Source organism: Paenibacillus marchantiophytorum (genome assembly GCF_014640555.1).
Lineage (GTDB): Bacteria > Bacillota > Bacilli > Paenibacillales > NBRC-103111 > Paenibacillus_E > Paenibacillus_E marchantiophytorum.
Genome location: NZ_BMHE01000042.1, coordinates 44,562 through 65,978, shown reverse-complemented (window position 1 = coordinate 65,978; position 21,417 = coordinate 44,562). Strand labels below are relative to the sequence as shown.

At 46.1% G+C, this 21,417-nt stretch carries 15 protein-coding genes and 2 pseudogenes; 12 read left to right on the top strand and 5 right to left on the bottom strand.

The features are described from left to right. Positions 1-292 precede the first annotated feature (292 nt). The gene (locus IEY34_RS27640; protein ID WP_189018097.1) at positions 293-2,203 is read right to left on the bottom strand and encodes a beta-N-acetylhexosaminidase; all 1,911 of its coding nucleotides are present in this window, start codon (positions 2,201-2,203) and stop codon (positions 293-295) included. A gap of 225 nt (positions 2,204-2,428) precedes the next feature. Between IEY34_RS27640 and IEY34_RS27635 the strand changes: the two genes are divergently transcribed. The 10 genes and pseudogenes from IEY34_RS27635 to IEY34_RS27595 all read left to right on the top strand — a co-directional run bounded on the left by IEY34_RS27635 (position 2,429) and on the right by IEY34_RS27595 (position 13,786). Further along, positions 2,429-4,234 (top strand): cache domain-containing sensor histidine kinase, encoded by a 1,806-nt coding sequence (locus IEY34_RS27635; RefSeq protein ID WP_189018094.1) that lies wholly within the window; start codon positions 2,429-2,431, stop codon positions 4,232-4,234. After that, on the top strand, positions 4,227-5,834 hold the full coding sequence (locus IEY34_RS27630; RefSeq protein WP_189018091.1) for a response regulator transcription factor: 1,608 nt from the start codon (positions 4,227-4,229) through the stop codon (positions 5,832-5,834). The genes IEY34_RS27635 and IEY34_RS27630 overlap by 8 nt, the downstream gene beginning before the upstream one ends. A 98-nt stretch (positions 5,835-5,932) precedes the next feature. Then, positions 5,933-7,195 carry an extracellular solute-binding protein gene (locus IEY34_RS27625; RefSeq protein ID WP_229757874.1) on the top strand — a complete coding sequence of 421 codons (1,263 nt, stop codon included), beginning with the start codon at positions 5,933-5,935 and terminating at the stop codon, positions 7,193-7,195. A 4-nt stretch (positions 7,196-7,199) separates the two neighbouring features. Then, complete coding sequence (locus IEY34_RS27620) at positions 7,200-8,087, top strand: carbohydrate ABC transporter permease (protein WP_189018088.1); 888 nt, start codon at positions 7,200-7,202, stop codon at positions 8,085-8,087. Beyond that, positions 8,088-8,933, top strand: a complete 846-nt coding sequence (locus IEY34_RS27615; RefSeq protein ID WP_189018085.1) for a carbohydrate ABC transporter permease — start codon at positions 8,088-8,090, stop codon at positions 8,931-8,933. 325 nt (positions 8,934-9,258) lie between these two features. Continuing rightward, positions 9,259-10,467: pseudogene (locus IEY34_RS36985) on the top strand (family 8 glycosyl hydrolase); the annotation flags it as partial. 27 nt (positions 10,468-10,494) lie between these two features. Continuing rightward, positions 10,495-11,157 (top strand): discoidin domain-containing protein, encoded by a 663-nt coding sequence (locus IEY34_RS36980; RefSeq protein WP_229757877.1) that lies wholly within the window; start codon positions 10,495-10,497, stop codon positions 11,155-11,157. Positions 11,158-11,490: 333 nt separating this feature from the next. Further along, complete coding sequence (locus IEY34_RS27605) at positions 11,491-11,661, top strand: hypothetical protein (RefSeq protein WP_189018078.1); 171 nt, start codon at positions 11,491-11,493, stop codon at positions 11,659-11,661. Between the two features lie 202 nt (positions 11,662-11,863). Then, positions 11,864-12,155 (top strand): annotated as a pseudogene (locus IEY34_RS27600) (transposase zinc-binding domain-containing protein); the annotation flags it as partial. Between the two features lie 833 nt (positions 12,156-12,988). After that, entirely contained in the window at positions 12,989-13,786 is a 798-nt protein-coding gene (locus IEY34_RS27595; protein ID WP_189018072.1) for a sugar phosphate isomerase/epimerase family protein, read from the top strand. A gap of 8 nt (positions 13,787-13,794) precedes the next feature. On the opposite strand, the gene IEY34_RS27590 is transcribed toward IEY34_RS27595, so the two are convergent. Further along, entirely contained in the window at positions 13,795-15,183 is a 1,389-nt protein-coding gene (locus tag IEY34_RS27590; RefSeq protein WP_189018069.1) for a sensor histidine kinase, read from the bottom strand. Beyond that, positions 15,176-15,823 (bottom strand): response regulator transcription factor, encoded by a 648-nt coding sequence (locus IEY34_RS27585; protein ID WP_189018066.1) that lies wholly within the window; start codon positions 15,821-15,823, stop codon positions 15,176-15,178. Before IEY34_RS27585 ends, IEY34_RS27590 begins: the two co-directional genes overlap by 8 nt. A 676-nt stretch (positions 15,824-16,499) precedes the next feature. Between IEY34_RS27585 and IEY34_RS27580 the strand changes: the two genes are divergently transcribed. Then, positions 16,500-18,341: a glycoside hydrolase gene (locus IEY34_RS27580; protein ID WP_373291356.1), complete on the top strand. Its 1,842-nt coding sequence runs from the start codon at positions 16,500-16,502 to the stop codon at positions 18,339-18,341. 104 nt (positions 18,342-18,445) lie between these two features. Continuing rightward, positions 18,446-19,726: an L-cysteine desulfidase family protein gene (locus IEY34_RS27575; RefSeq protein WP_189018060.1), complete on the top strand. Its 1,281-nt coding sequence runs from the start codon at positions 18,446-18,448 to the stop codon at positions 19,724-19,726. Positions 19,727-19,800: 74 nt separating this feature from the next. Here the strand turns inward: IEY34_RS27575 and IEY34_RS27570 are convergent, their stop codons facing one another. After that, positions 19,801-20,391 carry a hypothetical protein gene (locus tag IEY34_RS27570; RefSeq protein ID WP_189018057.1) on the bottom strand — a complete coding sequence of 197 codons (591 nt, stop codon included), beginning with the start codon at positions 20,389-20,391 and terminating at the stop codon, positions 19,801-19,803. Positions 20,392-20,472: 81 nt separating this feature from the next. Next, positions 20,473-21,300 (bottom strand): spore coat transglutaminase TGL, encoded by an 828-nt coding sequence (tgl, locus tag IEY34_RS27565; RefSeq protein WP_189018054.1) that lies wholly within the window; start codon positions 21,298-21,300, stop codon positions 20,473-20,475. Positions 21,301-21,417 lie beyond the last annotated feature (117 nt).

Below are 21,417 nucleotides of genomic sequence, written 5' to 3'. Positions count from 1 at the left end.
GATAAATAGTCATTTTAAAGTAAATTCGGGGTTTTCATTGGGGGGGGAGAGGAATAGACGAAACCTACTCCTCCCGATGTTTGCTAAATTTAAGGAGTTAATCGACGGTCTCTGTAGTTCCGCTATCGCCATAGCATCCCAGCTTTTTGCCTAAATAGCGTCTTGTAGTTCCCTTTAACAGGATTACTTGCTTTAAAGTGGCTATTTTCTATGCATAACAGTTTCCAAATAAGAAGTTCGGAGCCCCGCACGTTCGGGGCTCCGTTTGTAATTCTGGCACATCACATGCGATTTAAAAAGGGTTCAAAACATGGAAGAAGACGTTTGGCGAAGCCATCCGGTAATAGTAGCTGCACCAGCCAACGCCTTTATTCGTGAAGCGATTCGTCGTGCTGTACAACAAACGCTCTTGTTCCAGCTCTTCGACTTGTCCGATTCGGCCTTCTGCGTAATCGAGCAGTCTGTGCGAAGCTGTGTCCAGACGGTTCACGACACCTCCGTAGCGAATGTCGATGACTTCCCAGCCGAACGGCTTGTACATGCTCAGCCACTGGGTACGATGGGCTGCGCGCAGCTCCCGCACAGCATCCGAAATGGCTGGGAGCACTTCTGTCGCGATACGCCGCAGCGACTCCTTATCGTCCTTATCGTACGCGCGCTTCAGCTCGATGCCGATCTCGCTTTTCAGCTTCAGGACGCTGCACAGCTTCTCCGGCACGTCGAACAAATAATCAAGCTCAGCGTCGCTTGCGCGGCGGGCGTGAATGTCCTGCTCCAGCTGAGCATAGTGGGCGGACATGGGGAGACCTTCGATTTGCTTGTCGAACATCCCCAGCAGCACATCTTGGTACAAGAGAAACTTCGAAGGGTTGCTCTGCTTCCGGTTATCCGGTTCAGAGCCAGGCGTTTCGTCCAAATACTTCAGCTGCAAATAAGCGTCAGCCTCAATGCCCGTGCAGAACTTGACCCGCTCTGCGACTCGATTCCAATCGGGACTACCCTCGGTGTAGGCATGCTCCGCATAAAGCTGCAAGCCCAGCAAAGCGATATACGGATTGCTTTCCATCCCGTCATCGCCCCACATCGTGGCGTATACTTCGCGAATGCCTTCTTTTTTACATACTTGCAAAGCTGTGTCTGTCGCATTCAACGACAATCCGTAATTCACGCCAAATGTGTTAAATACCCATACAGCACCGGCAAATACGAGATTGCAGCCAAGCGGACGATGCTTCGCGATCAGGTTCTCATAATCCTCACGCTCGGTGTGGACGTAATCCCAATACACCATATCCACATCTTTGGGGATGCGGCTCGCCATTTCTTCCGGAATTTGGGTATCCTCATCATAGTACTCATCGCCGCCACTCGAAGCCAGCTTCAAGAACATATCGCTCCACATCATCGGCTTCAAACCGCGACTGCGCACAACATTCAACACCTTGTCCAAATGTGCCGTCATGATATCGAAACGGCTTGTATATCCGTTAAGGTCCAAATATTTGCCGCGTCCGAGCTCTTCCGCCTCATCCATGCCGATATGGATTTTGCGGCTGCGGAACGGGGCGCTGATGGCTTCGATCATGCGCTCAACGAGACGATCCGTCTTGTCTTCACCGACGAGGAGAGCACCCTTCGTATCCTTGTAATGCTTCACGGGCTCCCATTTCAAGAACTCTTCCAGATGGGCAAGTGTCTGAATGCTTGGAAACGCCTCTATGCCGAATTGGTCCGCATAATCGTCAATTTCTTTGAGCTCCGCATGCGAATAGCGTCCGCGCATATAACCGAAGTAAGGCTCGCCGCTAATTTCGTAGGTATCTTCCAAATACAGCATGACGGTGTTCATCCCCATCAATGCCATCTTGTTCAGCATGAATTTGAAGCTGTTCACCGTCAGTACCGCATTGCGCGATAGATCGAACATCGGTCCGATGGTATCGAACTGCTGCTTCTCCTGAATCTGGAACAACTCTCCGCTGCGGCCATGCTGTACGAGCAAACTGAGACCACGGTAGAATTGATGTTTCCGTTCATAGCGGATATACGCCTTTCCTTGCTCCAAGCCAACTTCCAGGCCGCCAGTCGATGGTTCGATATGGACGGTTAGTCCATCTTCGGCCTCGATAATGCCTAGCTCCTTCGACAATATCTGAATGCCGGATAGCAAGGAGGTTAAATCCCCTTCAAAATGCAATTTCATCTGTCATATCCTCCTAAGCGAGTTACAAGTTATCATTGTAAATCTTACATGATTTTGATTGTTTCATCCAGTATTACATAGGATAATTTTTTATTTCAATCATAATTTCACGTTTTTCACTTGAGTGGAAGATTGCGTTTTGAATAAATGGTAAATAAAGGGTTGTTGGGTGTTTTATCGAATACTATGGTTTGCTACTTCTAAAAGAGAGAGGTGAGATCAGGATTGTCCATAAAATTCAATTGTCTGCCCAATTTATTGCGGAAATCGAAAATTAAACATCGATTGATTGTATCTTTCATTTTATTATCGATTATCCCCTTATTTTCAATGACCCTTATTGCCTATACCCAATCCAGTGAAGCCATTCATACGAAGATTGGTACGTATTCCTTGCAAATTTTGGACCAAGTTCGCGATGAGATTAAAAGAGAGAACCGTAAACTAGACTATTTGAGCAACCAAGTGATGATGAATAGTCTCGTTCAAAAGAATTTGGAAAATGCAACAGAACTCGACGCTCAGTCGGTTATGGATACTTATTATGAGGTAAATCAGACGTTTAGCGGCCGCAAGCTGTTGAATCATATTAAATCGATGCAAATCTATAATAAGTCCAAAGAGCTCGTTTATGATTTGGGCTATGACAAGCTGCTCCCGCAGGACATTGAGCCTTTGACCCAGATGATTGCTGAACGCAAAGGAAATGATATTTGGACGCATGTTGTTACTCAGAATGGCGTAGATTGCATCGTACTTGCGCGCGAAATCCATTCAGGATCGAATTGGCTCAATACGGTGGGTTATATCTTTATTGCCATTAAAGAAAGTTTTTATTCCCGTGATATTTATGAGGACGTCAATATGGGCGAGGGGGCGGATTTATTTATGATCGACCCGAAGGGCGGTGTTCTTTCCTCCAGGAATATGGATATGCCGGTGGGGCGCACGCTGGATCAAAGCAAGGATCTGTTGAACAAGATTGCCGAAAATGAGAAGAAAGGCAAACGTGCTTTCATTTCAACATGGCATCATAATGGCTCATTGGTCGCTTATTCCTATGATTCTTCGGCAAGATGGTACTTGGTAAGTACGATTCCTACCTCTTATTTGAATAAAGAAACCAGCACGATCGTTCCGTATATGCTGATTGCTACTGCGCTCTGTCTGTTATTTTCACTTTTATTGACTTTTGTGATTTCAGGCAGTATTTCCAATCCCCTGCAGCGATTAACACAATCCATGAAACAGTTGGCATTGGGGAATTTACAGGCAACCAATGAAGATCGCAGCCAAGATGAGATCGGCTTTTTGTCAACGAGATTCAATACGATGGTCTTGCAAATAAGCAATTTGATCGAACAGACAAGGAATGAGCAAGTTAAGAAAAGGGAAGTTGAGCTGCAAATGCTGCAAGCACAAATTAATCCTCATTTTTTGTTCAATACGCTGAATTCTCTCAAGTGGACTGCAATGCTCAATCAAGCTGTAAGCGTTAGCGACGGACTTGGGGCGCTGGCCGAATTACTGCGGAGCACCATTGTAGAGACGAGTGAAATGATTTCACTGCGCGCGGAATTGGACAATATTAACAATTATATCGTTATACAGAGACTGCGCTATGGCGCTACGTTTGAGGTCGAGCATCAGATTGATAAGGGGTTAATGGAAAGTGGCATTCTTAAATTCATCCTGCAGCCTATTGTTGAAAACGCGATCATCCATGGCTTGGATGAACAGGCTGACCATAATAAGATAGTTATAACGGCCAAGCGGTTCGAAGGTCATATTCAAATCAACATTGTGGATAATGGCAAAGGGATGAGCCCGAACAAGGTTCAGCAGTTGCTGGATACCCCGAATATAGCTAAGCAGCGGCTTTCCAATATTGGGATTTCTAATGTTAATGAACGAATCAAGCTTCATTTCGGTGAAGCGTACGGAATTACGATTCAGAGTGAGGTAGGCAGAGGCACTTCGGTAAGCTTAATAATGCCTTTGGCAGAGATAGGGAGTCGTGCGGATGAGTAAAGTATTGATTGTTGATGACGAGAAAATTATCCGAATCGGGCTCAAAATGATGATTCCGTGGGAGCAGCACGGGTTCGAGCTGATTGGCGCAGCAGAGGATGGGGAAGCAGCGATGGCGCTAGTCGAACAGTACACGCCTGATATTGTCATAACAGATCTCAAGATGCCTCGGTTAAATGGCCTTGAGCTCATACAGAAGCTAAAGGAAGCCCAATTCTTCAGTGGGAAAATTATCGCAATAAGCAATTATGGTGAATTCGACTTGGTTCGAGAAGCGATGAAGCTTGGGGCCATTGATTATTTGCTCAAGGTAACCTTAAAGCCGGAGAACCTGCTAGATAGTATGAACAATGCTGCCAATCAGCTCTTATCAGAAAAAAAGAAACAAGAACTAGAGCGGCAAAAGGAAGTCGCACAGATTGAGAATCTCATGTTAGCTCGGACAAATTTCTTCAAAGATTTGGTTTATTTCAGCAACATGTCGGAGTCGGAAGTAGATAGGCAGGCGCAGAAGCTGAACATTCAGATCGACCCCAAGCGCAATTTTTTGTTGTTGATCACAATAGATGAATATGTGCAAACGATGAATAGCGGCAAATGGACGCAGAAGCATCTGTTGGCATTCGCGATTAGCAATATCATATCGGAGATGGTCGATGTCTCTTTCGTCATGGAATTCTCTGAAATCAGTGAACGTGACTATATGGTTGTACTTCCAGATCGCAATAAATATGAGAGCGCGACGGGCAAGCTGCAGTTTGCAAACCGGATTGCCAAGCTGCTGAAACTCTATTTGAATCTTGGCGTTAATGTCGTTATCAGCCCCTCATTTGCCAGCTTGCAACAAGTAAGAGAAGCCTACAGATCATGTAAGGAAGCAGTTGAACTGCGATTCTACAAGCATGATGCCATCGTGATTCAAGTCGGGGATGCGGTGTTTGATGGAAAGAAACACATGCAGCACGAACAGGATAACTTGCTTGAACATATCCAATCAGGCAATAAGGAAGCATATCTTGGCTGCTTTGATGATATGTATGAGAAAGCAAAACAAGGAAGGGTTCCTCCTGCTCAATTCAAGAAAGCCATTTCGGCTGTTCTTGATAGCTGTGAGGCATTCAATGCGGAGAGTGAGCACCCATTACTGCCCGAACAGGTGCGCGAGCAGCTCAGCAGGGGAGATAACTTAGCGGAAGTCAGAGAAGCATTCGTGCAAGCAGTGAGTTATTTTAGCCAAAATGCCATTCCTGTATCTTCCAAATATCGCAAGGAAATACGTGCCATTATCGCCTATATGCTCAAACATATCGATCAGAAGATAACGCTTCAGATGATGGCAAGTGTTGTGAATATGAACGAGAGCTATTTGACGCGTCTCTTCAAGAAGGAAACGGGAAAAACGATTGTGAATTTCCTCAATGAGTTAAGGTTGGAGAAAGGCAGAGAACTGTTGAAAAACCCCGATCTAAGCATCAAAGAGATTGCGGAGCTGGTCGGCATTCCAGATCCCTTTTATTTCAACCGCCTCTTTAATAAAACGTACGGGCTGAATCCAACGGATTTCAAGAAAAACAATCTTAAAAGTATAAATCGTCCATAAAGGGGTCGAGATAGTAAATGTGCATGCGGTATCGATCATTATATGATGAAGTCAGCTAAGAAGCATTCTACAATTTTTACGAAATCTAGGGGGAAGTTATGATGAAGAAGCTGACAGTCATGATCGTGTCATCGGTACTAGTAAGCAGTTTTTTAGCAGGATGCACAAGTAATCAGGAAGCGCCGACAAAGCCGAAAAGTATAACGCTTAATGCACTTTTCATGAAGCAAGCGGGGTATAGCGAAGACGCTATCAAGGAGGCAACCGATGCTTTTATCAAAGCGAACCCTAATATTAAGGTGGAGACGACATTTGTTCCTTATGAAGCACTGGAGCAGAAAATCCTTGTTTCCAATGGAAGCTATGATGCCGTATTAATCGACGCACCGTGGACAGCGAAATTTGTAAAAGCCGGTGTGTTGAAGGAAGTTACGGATAAAGTGTCGGAAGCAGCGCGCAAAGACATTTTTGACGGGGCGCTAAGTGCCATGCAGTATGAGAATAAACTGTATGGAATGCCCTGGCTGAATGACGTGAAATATTTATTTTATAATAAAGAGATGCTCACGCAAGCGGGCATTAGCAACCCTCCTGCGACATGGGACGAATTGATCGCAGATGCGAAGATCTTGAAGGAAAAGAAAATCGTTGATTTTCCGCTTGTCTGGTCTTGGAAACAAGCAGAAGCACTTTCTGTCGACTATACGATGATTGCTGCCTCTTTCGGCGGGCAAATGGTGAAGGATGGCAAACCGACCCTGAATGATAAGCCGAACATCGAAGCTCTGAACTTCATGTATCAATCGATGAAAGATGGACTTACGAATCCAAGCTCCCTTGAATATTTGGAGGAAGATGTCAGAGGTGTATTCTCTAGCGGTAAAGCTGCATTTGCCTTGAACTGGACCTATATGCTTGGTATGGCCAACGATCCCAAAGAATCCAAAGTTGTTGGCAAAGTAGGCATATCTACAGTACCTGGCACCTCGAAGGGGCCAGGAGCAACAACGAATGGCGGAATGGGCCTGTCCATAGCCAAAGACAGTAAATACCCGGAAGAAACATGGAACTATATCCAATTCTTAGCGTCCAAAGACTTCCAGAAAAAACATGCGAAAGATGCGCTGCCGATCTGGAAATCGTTGTTCAGCGACTCCGAAGTTGTCGCAACGAGCCCGGAATTAATCAGCGTTTCCAAATCGCAATATGAACATATCGTGAATCGCCCCGTTGTTCCATGGTATGGGCAGCTCTCGACCGAACTGCAGACCTCCGTTCAGAAAGCCTTGGCGGGGAAGGAAACACCGGAAGATGCGCTGAACAAACTACAGGAGAAAGCTAAAGAAATAGCGAGTAAATGACATCATGCTGAGAAAAAGATGGAGTGACCGACGTTTTGCAGTAATCACGATACTGCCAGCTTTTATCCTGGTATTCGGTATTGTCTTATATCCGCTGATTCAAACCTTCATCTACAGTCTCAAGAATATGGAACTGACTTCAGCCAGCAAGGGGCAATTTGTAGGTATTCATAATTATGTTGAAGCTTTAACCGATTCTTCTGTCTGGGAAGCACTGGGGAGAACAGCCTATTTTTCCTCATTCTCCATTGCACTGGAGCTTGTTCTAGGCTTGTTAACGGCTCTCTTGCTCAATGAAAACATTCGGGGAATCGGGTTCCTGCGCTCAATTATTATCTTGCCCTGGGCGGTTCCAACCATTGTGAACGCAGCCATGTGGAAATGGATTTATCATCCGGAGTTTGGTGCGCTTAACGGGCTGCTAGTTCAGTTGCATCTGATCGATGCGTATCGGCCATGGCTTAGCAGCCCTTGGACAGCGATGAATATGGTCATTCTTGCGGATGTTTGGAAAATGACGCCATTCGTATGTATCTTCTTTCTTGCATCCTTGCAGATGACGAACAAGAGTGTATACGAAGCGGCAAGTATCGATGGAGCGGGACTATTCCGCAGATTGATCGTGCTCACGCTCCCGTATTTAAAACCAACCGTGCTGGTGCTGATCGTGATGCGAACGATGGAATCTTTCAAAGTCTTTGATTTGATTTACGCCTTAACGAAAGGTGGGCCGACGAATGGCACAATGGTTATTATTTATAAAGCCTACCTGGAGGCGTTTACCAATTTACAGTTTTCACAAGGCGCCACGCTTTCCTATTTGATTGCCCTATTTATAGCTGCTCTTACATTTGCCTATGTGAAAGTTCTGAAGGCAGAAGGGGGGATCTAAGTGAAGAGCAGCGTGTTGTCGACTTTCCAGTATGCGTTTGGCGTGCTGATCGCCATCTGTACATTGGCGCCTTTTGCCTGGTTATTCATTTCCAGTATTTCGTATCAAATTGATTTGCAAGAAGTGCCCATGAAGTGGATTCCCAAGCGGATTACCTTTGAACGCTATATGGATATTTTCACGAATGCTCATCAAGATATTGCCTATGCTTTTCGTATTTCAATGGCCAATAGTTTGTTGGTTGCTGTTTCTGTTACTATGATTGCGCTTCTTATCGGTGGTTTGGCTGCGCATGCTTTTGCCAAGTATCAATTTAGATTCCGGCGACAACTCATTTATCTGTTCTTATTCACCTATATGATTCCATCCGTTGTCATTGTCATCCCATTGTATCTCCTGCTTCAAAAAATGGGGATGCTGGATTCCAAATTGACCTTAGTCATTCTTGATTTGACCTTTGCTATTCCGTTTGTGATATGGATTATGCAGAGTTATTTCAAACAGGTATCGCACGAATTCTATGAAGCGGCGTCGATTGATGGCTGCAGCCGTATGCAAATCCTGTATTTGATTGTAGTGCCTATCGTGCGACCTGGCATCTTGGCAACGATGATTTTTGTGTTTTTGCTGTCTTGGGATGAGTTTTTCTTCTCCCTGTTGTTTACTTCAACGCTTCGTGCCAAAACCATTTCGGTCGCCATTTCAGAATTTAGCGGTAAGAACGCAGTAGATTTCGGAATGGTAGCCACAGGCGGCGTATTGGCTTCCCTGCCACCCCTGCTTATTGCGATCTTGTTTCAGAAGTTCCTTGTTCAAGGAATGACTGCCGGTGGCGTCAAAGAGTAGGGTTGGCTAGTGTTTGACCAAGGATAACAGTGTTTCTGGGGCTGCGGGGGTGCTTCTCTGAAGCAGAGCTTTCGCAGCGCCTGATTCGCTTTTCCATATAGAATCACTTTTATCCTAAAAGTTTAAACGCTTATACTATCGGGCGATTGGCGAAAGGGGGATAGTGACAGAAGCAAGGGATCTGGAGCGTTCATAGGCTTGGAATAACAATGAACTAGGAGGCGTTAATATGAATATGGCCAAGGTAAACCCCGTCAAGAGTAAGTTGAAATGGTGCTCTATTGCTGTGATTTGCGTCACTTTTGTTTCGGCAACCTTGCTGACACCTGCTCTAGAACAAAGGGCTAGCGCGGCAGGTGAGCAGAAACCTTATCCACAGCAAGTCAGTTATAGTGGTATTACCAAACCTAATCATGTCACACAGGCACAATTGAATACGGATGTCGCGGCTTACTATAATTCGTGGAAAGCAAGCTATCTCAAAAACAACTTATCCTCCCTTCCTGGCGGCTATTATGTGAAAGGTGATATAACTGGCAGCGCGGATGGGTATAAACCATTGGGTTCTTCCGAAGGTCAAGGATATGGCATGGTGATAACAGCTTTAATGGCAGGCTATGATGCCAATGCCAAAACGATTTACGACGGTCTTTATAAGACAGCCAGAGCTTACAAAAGTTCACAAAATAATAATTTGATGGGGTGGGTAGTCGCAGATGCCGCGGGCGCTCAAGGGCATTTTGACTCAGCGACAGATGGGGATATCGATATCGCTTATTCCCTGATTCTTGCCCATTATCAATGGGGATCAGCAGGTACGATCAATTATCTGGCCGAAGCCAAAAAGATGATTACTAGTGGCATTAAAGTCAGCAATGTGACGACTAATAACCGATTGAACCTAGGCGATTGGGATGGTAATAGCGTGTTGAATACGAGACCGTCTGACTGGATGCTCAGTCATATGAGAGCCTTTTACGACGTAACGGGTGATCAAACTTGGCTGAATGTGATTAATAATTTATACAGTGTTTACACTTCATTCAGTGCTTCCTATTCGCCAAACACAGGGCTGATTTCGGACTTTGTGGTAGGCAATCCGCCGCAACCGGCTCCTCAGAATTATTTGAATGAGTTTCCGGAGACGAATGAATATAACTACAATGCAGCTCGCGTGCCTACCCGAATTGTGATGGATTATGCGTTATATGGTGATGTGAGAGGCAAAACAATTGCCGACAAAATCGCTACCTGGATTAAAGGGAAAACAAGCAACAATCCGAACAATGTGAAAGACGGATATAAATTGGATGGCACTGTGACGGGTTCGGCTAGCGGTCCAGCCGGCGTATTCGTTGCTCCATTCATTGCAGCCGGCGTATCCAGCAGCAGCAATCAAGCATGGATCAACAGCGGCTGGGACTTTATGAAAAGCCACAAAACGGGCTATTATGACGACAGCTTTACACTTTTAAATATGCTGTTCATCTCAGGGAATTGGTGGAAACCAGCGGCAGGAGGAACCGTTCCGGATACGCAAGCGCCTACGCTGCCTGCGAACTTGGCGGCAGCCGCTTCATCCAGCAGCCAAATTAATTTAACTTGGTCGGCTTCGACGGATAATGTTGGCGTTACTGAGTATCGGATTTATCGTGCAGGCACACAAGTTGGAACCTCAACAACGGCTTCTTACAGTGATACAGGACTTACGGCTTCTACTTCATACAGCTACACGGTCAAAGCGATTGATGCCGCCGGCAACCTGTCCGGGCCAAGCAATACAGCAACAGCTACAACAACCAGCGGAACGACACCGCCGTCCAATCTAGCTCTGAACAAGACGGGTGTCTCCAGTTCTAGCGAAGGATCGGGCTTTGTACCGGCCAAAGCCTTCGATGGCAATGCAGCTACAAGATGGGCAAGTGTCGAGGGAGTTGATCCTCAGTGGATCTATGTTGATCTTGGTTCTGTGAAGAACATAAATCAAGTGAAGCTAACTTGGGAAGCGGCTTATGCGAAGACTTACAAGATTCAAATATCTACGGATAGCGGAGCTCCTGCGAACTGGACCGATGTCTATTCAACATCAACTGGCGATGGCGCCATAGACAATATTACGATTGCCTCTCAGAGTGCCAGATATGTAAGAGTATATGGCACGGGTAGAGGAACTTCTTACGGATATTCGTTGTTCGAATTTGAAGTATACGGCACAAATCCATAATCATTTACTAAGAAATTTACAATCTGCTTTAACGTACCGCTCTCCAGTAGTACTAAATACAAATTCGGCGTCATGGGATTGAATGCGTACGTTCTCGCCAATTATTTCATCATGTATAAAGACAGAGATGGGTTGCTGAAATACTCTCATTCGCTCGAAGTCAGAAGGTTCTATGAGTTGACGTTGTTTGGGCATGGTGATCTCCTTAATAAGTAAGCATACTTTGTTACATTATGGCATACATTCAGACCCAGTTATAGCAGCAAGTATCTTACCGGAATAAAAGGCGAACCATCTTCTCATACTAACTGAGAGATGATGGAGGTGAATACTATGCCCAAGAATGACGCAGATCCCAAGTATGACCGCGAAGATAACAAAGCAGATAAAAAGAACAATCAGCAGAATAACGCTAGTTTCCTTGAAGAAGAGCAAACGCTCACGAGCGATAAGGCCGAAGATGATGTCCCGAGTCTAAATGGTATCCCCAAAAATCAAGTTTAAGTTCGACGATACAGCAAACTGTAGTCCTATAAAAGGCTGTCCCCAAGGTTATAACCTGAGGGAGGCCTTTTTTTAAATATATAAGAATTTATATGTTTTGGGGTGAGCGAAGCTTACCCCTTATTTAGAATAATAGAAAGTATAAGTTTATTTAGTGGATTTAGGGGATTCTACCTTTTTAGTTTTTTGGTACATTTAGAATATGAAACAGGACATCCTACACCGAATTTTCTTTGATGAGAATCGCTACTATGAAGCCAATAAAAGCAAGGATGGCAAAAAGATACGTCCCGAAGTGCTGAAAGAAATCTGGAAATTTCGAGTTTGTGGAGACCCGAAAAAAGGGTTTAAGCTGCTCGCATGTGAAGGGTGCCACGATCTTAAGGTGGTGCCTTTTTGGTGCAAAGGAGTGTTTCTGCACGACGTGTTCATGCGGAGGAACGGAAGAGTGGAGCCGTGTCTTGTCTGAGGACGTATCTCAAGTCAACCATCGACGAAGGTCTAAGAGACATGTTTTTGGGTTGGGGTGAGTGAAGCTGGCCCAGAATTTAAATGTTGGAGATGGACGCCAGTCTCCAGGCTTGGGTTGTAGGCGGCCCCATCACGATGGAGGGGTTCGATGCGGTGCGATGTGAAGAGAAGAGAAGAGAAGAGAAGTGAAGAGAAGAGAAGAGTTGTAATGAGATGCGATGATACGAGACCAGATGAGATGCGATGAGAACAAGGTAGCTGTGAATGTACTTATGTGTTCGAATTGCTGCTGGTTTGGAGGTATAAACAAGCTATTTGGCAGAATGAGATCCTCTAGCTTTGCAATCGCGCGGAGATAAGGGAACGTCAAGCCGCGATTGTAGGAAAATGTGTCATAATAAGGATCCAGAGGGAACTACAGTCCGCTATAATACCGAAAACCGCCATTATTCCACGCCAAAGGGAACTACGATCCGCTATTGCACCATTTCCCGGTTGGAATCAGCAGGTTCCGCTTAAATAGCGGATCTCAGTTCCCTTTCATGCTACGTTTACCCCAGTTCCCGCCATTTAGCGGATCATAGTTCCTTTTCACACGACGATCTCTGTCATTTCAAAGCCCAAAGGGAACTAGGATCCTCTATATTGCTGAAAACCGTTATGAAGATGCTCATCTCTCAGGGCGGCAAAGCCGCTTTTCTTAATTGCGTTTTCAGTCCCCGGAAATGCTTAACCAAGGGGAACTAATTCAGTTGACCAATTTGATATGGTCACTTAGAATAAGCTTTGAAAGCGGTGTTATATGTAGGAATAGACGCGCAAGAGACATGAATTTCAGTAACAGGGAGTGAAGAGAATGAAAGCCACATTATTCAAATCCTTTTGGGGGATGGAACATCTGTCCTTGGAGGAAAAGTTTGCATTAATTGCTTCCCAGGACTATTTTGCAGGGATCGAATGTCCGTTGCCGACAAAGGAAAACGAGAGCCAATTTCGAGAGCTGCTTAGTCAATATGGTTTCGATTATATCGCTATGATCTTTACGGCAGGTGACGACCATCTGTCATCCTTTGAAGCGCAAATTGAACAGGCGCTCCGCTTTAATCCTCGCCTGATTAATGCTCATAGCGCGAAGGATTCAATGCCGTATCAGCAGCAGCTAGATTATTTCGACAAAGCGATCGCTGTGCAGAAATCCATTGCTGTGCCTGTCGGACATGAAACGCACCGGGGAAGAGCGATGTTCACCCCTTGGGGAACCGCTCAATTGTTGCGAGATTTGCCCGAATTGCAACTTACGGCCGATTTCAGTCATTGGTGTTGTGTCTGTGAATCCCTGCTGGAAGATCAAAAAGAGAATCTCGCTCTTGCAATCGAACGAACGATCCATATCCATAGCCGAGTTGGGTATTCACAAGGTCCGCAGGTGCCTCATCCTGCTGCCGCGGAATATCAGCATGAGCTGGCTACCCATATGGGATGGTGGGAGCAGATCGTGGCTATTCAAGAGCAAAAGGGCCTACCGCCTATGACAATTACCCCGGAGTTCGGCCCTTCACCTTATATGCCGAGGGTTCCTTTTACGAACGAACCCGTCTCCGATTTATGGGAAGTCTGCTTATGGATGGCCGCGTATATTCGGGATCGGAAATAGCGGAGCGCTTAGGTCCCCTGGAGCAGAGGCAGCGTGAAGTAAAATGTAACGACGCCATCCCGAACAGTCAAGCCATAAGAGGCTTGATGCTGCTGAAGAATGGTACGGGTAATGGATAAACCGAGCCCGGTTCCGCTGAATTTTTTGCTTCGGGAGCTCTCTAGCACATAGAAAGGTTCCCAGACTCGATCCCACTCGGCATCTTCTGCAGCATGCGTGGGATTCGAAATTTGGAAGTGCAAGACATCCTCCTTGGTTTCCACCTTTATCGTAACGAAGCTTCCACTCGTATATTTCATCGCATTGCTCATCCAGTTGTTCAACACCGATTGCAGTTTCCTCCGATCCGCCATCACGCGAATATCCTCGGTCAACGCCACGTCCATTTGCAGTTCGATGCCTTGCTGGCGAAAAGCGATCCCATAGACCGCTATCGTTTCCATAAATAGCTTCTTGAAGTCGACAGGTTCAAAGAGAGAAGTGTCCTCCTGCAGTCCAGACAGCTCCAGCAGCCGGTCGATCAATCCGGCCATATCTTCGCTCTGCTTCCGAATGACAGCTGCATAAGTGCCATCATCTAGCCCGTCTTGAAGTCCTGATGCATAAACGTGAATTAAAGCTAATGGTGTTTTCAGTTCATGTGAAATATCCGAAATAAAATGCCGGAGATTGGCATTTTTCGCTTCCAACGATTGATGTGCTTCTTTTAAATTGTCACTCATTTGGTTAACGCTATGCGCAAGAGATTCGATTTCATCGCCAGTGCGGATGTCTGTTTTTATGAAAGTTAAGTGGGAAATCGCCTCTGCAGCCCTATTTAGTTCAGCCAGCGGCTTCACAATGCGTTTCGTATACAGCACGGACAACAGGACAAGCAGCACAAACATGCCTATCCATAGATACGCATTGAAGCGATTCACGATCTGTATCGTATCCTCGGAGTGAGAAATCGATTCGCCCACAGCAAATACGGTATCCCCCACGGTCACGAAATTGACGAGAAAGCTGGACTTGAGTTTGACTTGATCAAAGATTTTATTGACCCTTCCGCCGTCGCGGAGGATCACCATGTTCTCCTCGGTCAGCCAAAACTTGCTGAGGGTTATGCCTTTGCGGTTCAACTGCACCAACAAGTCGCTATTCAAATCATTGACGGACTCCGATAATGAACTGACTACGATGGTGACCTGATTGTGATCTGCAATGGTCTCAAGTTGTTCGACCAGTGTCTTGAGTTCCATTTGCTCGAGAGCCGTGACCAACTCGTCCAGCTTGTTTTTTTTCTCATACAAAAAGTATTTGGGCAGTAAATAAGTATTTACGCTGAAGGACAGGAGGAATACAACGCATAGCGTAAGGCTAATCTGCACAATTAGCTTCCGGGTCAGTCTACTCATGCGAATCCTCCAGACAATAGCCCATTCCTCGATGCGTTCTAATCCAGTGCTCGCCGATCTTCTCTCTTAGCCTGCGAATATGGGTGTCAACCGTCCGTTCCTCTCCGAAATAATCGAACCCCCATACTTGATCGAGCAGCATTTTGCGAGTTACGATTTGCCCTTTGTTGACGACAAGATATCTCATCAATTCGAATTCTTTATTCGTAGCCTGGATGTCCTTGCCACCGCGATATATCTTCTGGGCTTCCATATCCACAGTCAAATCGCCAATGACGGACTTCGCAGTTAAATTCAGCAATTTTTGCGCTCTTAACCGTAGAATGCGTGGATCGAACGGTTTGCGCAAATAATCGTCGGCTCCCGACTGCAAAGCAAGAAACTCGTCATCAGGATCACCTTTGGCTGTCAGCAGAAGCACCTTGGTTCGGCTTGTTTTCTTCATTTCCTGGCAAACCTCAATGCCGCTGCGTTTGGGCATCATCCAATCCAGAATGGCCAAGTCCACTTTATGCGTATAAAAGAGGTCGATCGCTTCTTCACCGTCTTGAGCGAGGAGCACGTTAAACCCATCTTTGACGAAATAAGCTTTTAAAATCTGCAGCATAAGCGTCTCATCGTCTGCGAGCAGCAAGTTCATACCGAACCCTCCTTCTTGTATGGCTGTAACGTTATCATTGTTTTGTTACATCAGTATGACAGATTCTCAAATCGCGAATCAAGTTGGGTAAGTTTCTTTCCTTACGTTTTGGCACATTGCTGTAACATAGCTCCTATACAATGACGTCGAACGATGATCATGAAATTGGAGGATGTGCCACATGAAAAAACAATTAACTACGCTGTGTGTAACAAGTATGCTAAGTATTTCCTTAACGGGATGCTGGGGCGGCGCGGCTACGCAATCATTACCTACAATAAACTTGCAGCCAACAGAATCCACTGCGGTGAAAGCCGCGGTGGAGCAGTTTCAATTTGACGTTGATCCGGAAACATTTGCGCTTGTTCTGATGAAAGATGGTGTACGAATTCCGGCATCGCTGCCTCTACCCAAAGCTGAGGTGACGAATTTGGTGAAGTCCAAGAATGCTGTCAAATGGACCTATCCGAATAAAGTCAACGTCAGTATCGAGCAGAAAAGCGATTATCTCGACATTCGGTTCGAATCTGTCGGGGCCGAGCAGTTCCAGTGGCCCTCTGTTCAGTCGGATAACTATATGCTGCCCTTAGGAGAAGGGAAAAACATTCCTGCAAGCGATGCGAACTGGCGCGAATTTCTGAAGGACCAGACGCTCAGTTGGAGCGAGTCGTTCTCCATGGACTTTTTTGCGCTTGGCAAGAATCAGTTATCTCTTGTCTATGTGGTCACGAACAAGTTCAATAATGAAATTCACTTCGATGCTTCACCGAATGTAGCCTTTCAATTTACCCATGAATTTCCTTCGATTAACAGCGATAAAAGCTACGGATTCCGCCTCTATGTAACGGCAAATGATCCACAGAATGTTGTGCTGCCCTACAAAAACTATGTGGCAGAGCAAGGCAAGATTGTCACTCTGAAGGAAAAAGCCAAGCTTAATCCTTCTATCAGCAAGCTGTATGGAGCACCTCAGATTTACTTGTGGAGCGAATCAATTCTTACGGATTCCGATGTCAAATGGCCTCAGCTTCGCTCGCTGCTTCCCAAAGGGCTCGGGTCGTGGCTTGTTAAGCTTCTGGCCCATACAACGGATGGAAGTGCAGAACTGGAACAGGTGCTCAAGCAAATTTCCAATCAGGATTTTATGGACAAATATCAGAAGAAAGTCGTTCTCACCGCGCTGAACCAGGCATTGAAAATGCGAGAATTTTATACGCAAGCCCAATTTCCTAACCCTGGTGAGGAAGCTCGCAAGCTCATTGGGATAGGAGTTGACAAGCTGAGTGAGGAAAAACTGTACGATTTGAACAAGCTGCTTCTCAAAAGTATTCTGCTGGATGCCGTTAGTGAATTAGCGGATTGGGGACAATCCGATTCGACGCAGTTAATCAAAGATATGCGGGAAGCGGGCATCGAAAATGCCTGGCTTGGCCTTCCTAACTGGTCGAGTGGCTTGATGAATCCTCAAATGGTTAGTGAGGGAAGCAAGAACGGCTACCTCATTGCTCCATATGATTCCTATCATTCTATTCATCAAAAAGGGGATCCTTCGTGGAATACGGCTTCCTTCCCAGATCCAGCGCTTTATGAGAATGCGACGGTAACTCGCAAGAATAACACCAAAGTAGCTGGATTTTTGCAGCGTGGGCGCAAGCTGAACCCTACACTGGCGATGCCAAGTGTCAAGCAGCGTGTGTCTGGCATTATGCAGGACGGAATCAGCTTTAACTCCTGGTTCGTGGACTGTGATGCCACGGGGGAAATCTATGACGATTTCTCCCCGGCCCATCCGACTACACAGCAGCAAGATTTGCAAGCGCGCATGGAAAGGCTCGATTATTTCGCCAAAGACAAGAAAATGGTTGTCGGTTCTGAGGGAGGCAACGACTTTGCCAGCAGCGTGATTGCGTTCGCGCAAGGTATTGAAAGTCCTGTCATTGCTTGGGGGGACCCCGATATGAGAGATCTAAAGAACAGTCCATACTATGTTGGAGGCTACTACGCCAAGGATGGAATTCCCGAGCGCTATGGCAAGCCTGTGCCCATTAAACCGCTCTATGAGAAAGTTTACATCGATCCGGCCTACTCTGTTCCGCTCTATAAATTGATCTACAACGATACCATCATTACAACAAATCATTGGGAATGGGGCAGCTATAAGATTAAAGGAGAGGAAGCAGACCGGATGCTCTATGAGCTGTTGTACAATGTCCCGCCGCTTTATCACTTGGATCGCAAGGCATGGGACAAAGATAAAGCAAGCATGCTTGGCTTTCTGAAGGTATGGTCACCTTTTCATCGAGAGGCTGTTAGCCGTCAGATGAGCGGGTTCTCGGTCCTTACGGAGGATCGCCTTGTGCAAAGCGCACAGTATGGGAATGATCTCAAAGTCATCGCGAATTTCTCGGATAAACAGGTAACGGTGGCAGGTGAAGTCATCTCAGCCAAATCCGCTGTTCTATACAATGGCAAAGAGCGTCAAGTGTTTGACGCGGCGGCGAATGCCAAACTGTTGTGACCGTTCTCAAAAATTACGAGTTGATCTACGCGAAGCAACTATAGTATATTTTAGGAATCATTCGAAGGTTTTTTGATGCCTTTCGGTGTTAAGGGAGGCTCATCATGAGGACGGATACATTCATAAACATACTGCAAAACGAACTCGTCGTCGCGCTTGGCTGTACGGAGCCGGTTGCGATTGCCTTAGCTGCTGCCAAGGCTAGGACTTATGTGGATGGCAATATCGATAAAATTACGGTTTACGCAAGCGCAGGCATTATCAAGAATGCACTTGCAGTCGGTATACCAGGGACTGGCCTGACAGGGATCGATTTTGTCGCTGCTTTGGGGGCAATTGCGGGAAATGCAGAGAAACAGCTTGAAGTGCTTGCTGATATTAAGCCGGAAGATATTACTGTGGCGCAGGAAATGGTGGAACGAGGGATTGCTGTTGTTCATCTCGCCGATACGCCCAAGAAATTATACATTGAAGTCATTATTGAAGCAGAGACAAGGTATGCGAAGGTTGTTATTACGGATAACCATACGAATATCACACTGATTGAAGTTGACGGGCAGATCATTGATAGGGGAGGCTGCGCTAACGCGAGTTTTAAGAGCTCCAAAGAAGATCGCAGTGAGCTAACGATTGATTCGATCGTCGAATTCGTGAATACGGTGGATCTTGCCGAGCTTGGCTTGGTTAAGATGAGCATTGAGCTAAACCGCAAAGCGGGACTAGATGGTTTGGAACATGCGTACGGTCTCGAAGTCGGTAAGACGATTAAAGAAAATGTGCAAAAAGGTATTTTGTCCGATGACTTAATCTCTCATGCCATGGCGCTTGCAGCGGCGGGATCAGATGCTCGGATGGCGGGCTCCTCCATGCCAGTTATGGCGAATTCGGGAAGCGGAAACCAAGGCATCGCCGCGACGAACCCTGTTATAGCGGCAGCCGAAAAGCTTGGCGCCACCGAGGAGCAGCTCATTCGCGCCGCTGCATTGAGCCACTTGGTCACGATTCATATCAAATCCAAATTTGGCCGATTATCCGCCTTATGCGGGGTCACCGTATCCGGCACCGGAGCAAGCTGCGGCATTACCTACCTGCTTGGCGGAGGTAAAGCGGAGATCAAAGCAGCGATCCAAAACATGCTCGGCAATGTGTCGGGGATGATGTGTGATGGAGCAAAGGGCGGCTGCGCGATGAAAGTAGCCACCTGTACGAGTGCGGCGGTGCAATCTGCGCTTCTCGCATCCAAAGGAATGACGATTTCCTCCACGAATGGATTTATCGAGAATGAAGCTGAGAAGACGATCGACAACTTTTGCCGTATCGGGAACGAGGCGACATCGGAGATTGATAAACTTATTCTCGAGATGATGCTGAATAAAGACATATAGTAAGAAAATGAAAGGCTGCCGGTGTATCGGCAGCCTTTTTGTAATGTTCGGCGTGAAGGGTGGGTCCGCCTGTGCTATTGATTTTGTTGTTGATTATGATGCTGCGGATTGTGTTGTTGTTGGGAATGCTGCCCATTCTGAGTATGCGTATGGTGGGTTTGATGATGCTGCGGATGTTGGATGTGATGAGCATGATGTTGTTGCGGATGCAGCATATGGTGATATTGTGGATGGTAGCCAAGGAGATGTACAGGATGGTAAGTATGATGATGCATCGGATGATAGGCATGATGGTGTACAGGATGATAGGCGTGATGATGCATCGGATGATAGGCATGATGATGTATAGGGTGAGCTGTTTGAGATTGGTGCGGATGGTAGACATGATGAGGTTGGGCATGGCCGGCATGTTGGAACTGTTGCTGTCCAGGTGGGTACACGACGGGTGTTGTCATCGGTTGTTGGTAGATGGGGAGATTATCCCCCGTCCATGTTGGAGCTTGTTGAACAGGTTGCTGGGCACCCATCCATGCTGGCGTTTGTTGAACTGGTTGCTGGGCTCCCGTCCATGTTGGAGCTTGCTGCGCAGGCATATGAACCTCCGTACGTGTAGCAGTTGGATAAATAGGGAGGGTTCCCTCTAGCGATACATTTTCTTGTGTCATGTTTTGTTCCCCTTTCGGTGTAGGCATACGTCATCCTATGCAGGTGATGGAAAATAGGGCACATGTCTATAAAAATTGGGCTTATCTGCCTGATTTGGGTTGCGTCCAACCTTGTTGGACATAAATCGCTTCGCCTACTTTGGCAATAATGGGTTGCCTCCGCTTGCTGCTTTGAAAGAGTGAGAAATAGGAGAAATCTGGATGCACGAAGCGATCCGTCCGAAAGGCGGACTGGGTGCTGCCAGGCATCCTGTGTTTATTCAGAATCATAATGACTTGTTGCTCGGAAGCGAGGTCCAGACCATAACCATGTCCATAATAATGATCGTTTTCCATCATAATGACGTTTTCTCCTTTGCCCCAAGGAATTGTGGGTTCGTATTCGGGGTTCTCAAAATAGATGATGTCCCCGCTTACGGCCTCTTCAATGACATCCCGGTCGATGAGATGCAAGTTGCTGTTAGAATGCCAATCGAATAGCAAAAGGTCCGAGAATAAGATATCGAATTGTCTGGCATCTATGGACTCTAGTATGGCTTTGTACATGATGATAACAACAGCCATTGAGCATTCGAATGCGTAAGAAGTGCCATTTTTGAAAATATCTCTTATGGCATCCTGCGGGGCAACGCCTGGTTTCAACTGATATCTCCCGTGATTTGTAAGGTGCCAATAAGCCGGATTGCATTGCGTATTGTCGAAACCAGCAAAATAGACACCGCTTTTACTCAGCGCTCTTGAGGACTCCACAATTTGGGTTCGCATGTCCAGTTCAAATAACAGGGTGCCAAGCGAATCATATTGATACGCTAGAGGGCTGTTCATCTTTTTTTGATAAATGGAAAATTCTAATTCAGACAGTGTATTTTCTCCAAAGACGACTCTGTTGTTGCCTTCGAATACGATCATGGGCTCCTCCCCAATTCCTAGATCAGTAAGCGTGATTCACCTATTTTTATGTGGGAACAGGCATTTATGTGCGGATTATTTCCTTCGGTTTGGTTTACACAAAACACACATTCCTTT

Excerpts from the sequence above, each read along its gene's own strand:
- IEY34_RS27640 (WP_189018097.1), bottom strand. The coding sequence starts at position 2,203 with ATGAAATTGCATTTTGAAGGGGATTTAACCTCCTTGCTATCCGGCATT.
- IEY34_RS27630 (WP_189018091.1), top strand. The coding sequence starts at position 4,227 with ATGAGTAAAGTATTGATTGTTGATGACGAGAAAATTATCCGAATCGGG.
- IEY34_RS27625 (WP_229757874.1), top strand. The coding sequence starts at position 5,933 with ATGATGAAGAAGCTGACAGTCATGATCGTGTCATCGGTACTAGTAAGC.
- IEY34_RS27620 (WP_189018088.1), top strand. The coding sequence starts at position 7,200 with ATGCTGAGAAAAAGATGGAGTGACCGACGTTTTGCAGTAATCACGATA.
- IEY34_RS27605 (WP_189018078.1), top strand. The coding sequence starts at position 11,491 with ATGCCCAAGAATGACGCAGATCCCAAGTATGACCGCGAAGATAACAAA.
- IEY34_RS27595 (WP_189018072.1), top strand. The coding sequence starts at position 12,989 with ATGAAAGCCACATTATTCAAATCCTTTTGGGGGATGGAACATCTGTCC.
- IEY34_RS27590 (WP_189018069.1), bottom strand. The coding sequence starts at position 15,183 with ATGAGTAGACTGACCCGGAAGCTAATTGTGCAGATTAGCCTTACGCTA.
- IEY34_RS27585 (WP_189018066.1), bottom strand. The coding sequence starts at position 15,823 with ATGAACTTGCTGCTCGCAGACGATGAGACGCTTATGCTGCAGATTTTA.
- IEY34_RS27580 (WP_373291356.1), top strand. The coding sequence starts at position 16,500 with ATGGACTTTTTTGCGCTTGGCAAGAATCAGTTATCTCTTGTCTATGTG.
- IEY34_RS27575 (WP_189018060.1), top strand. The coding sequence starts at position 18,446 with ATGAGGACGGATACATTCATAAACATACTGCAAAACGAACTCGTCGTC.
- IEY34_RS27570 (WP_189018057.1), bottom strand. The coding sequence starts at position 20,391 with ATGACACAAGAAAATGTATCGCTAGAGGGAACCCTCCCTATTTATCCA.
- tgl (WP_189018054.1), bottom strand. The coding sequence starts at position 21,300 with ATGATCGTATTCGAAGGCAACAACAGAGTCGTCTTTGGAGAAAATACA.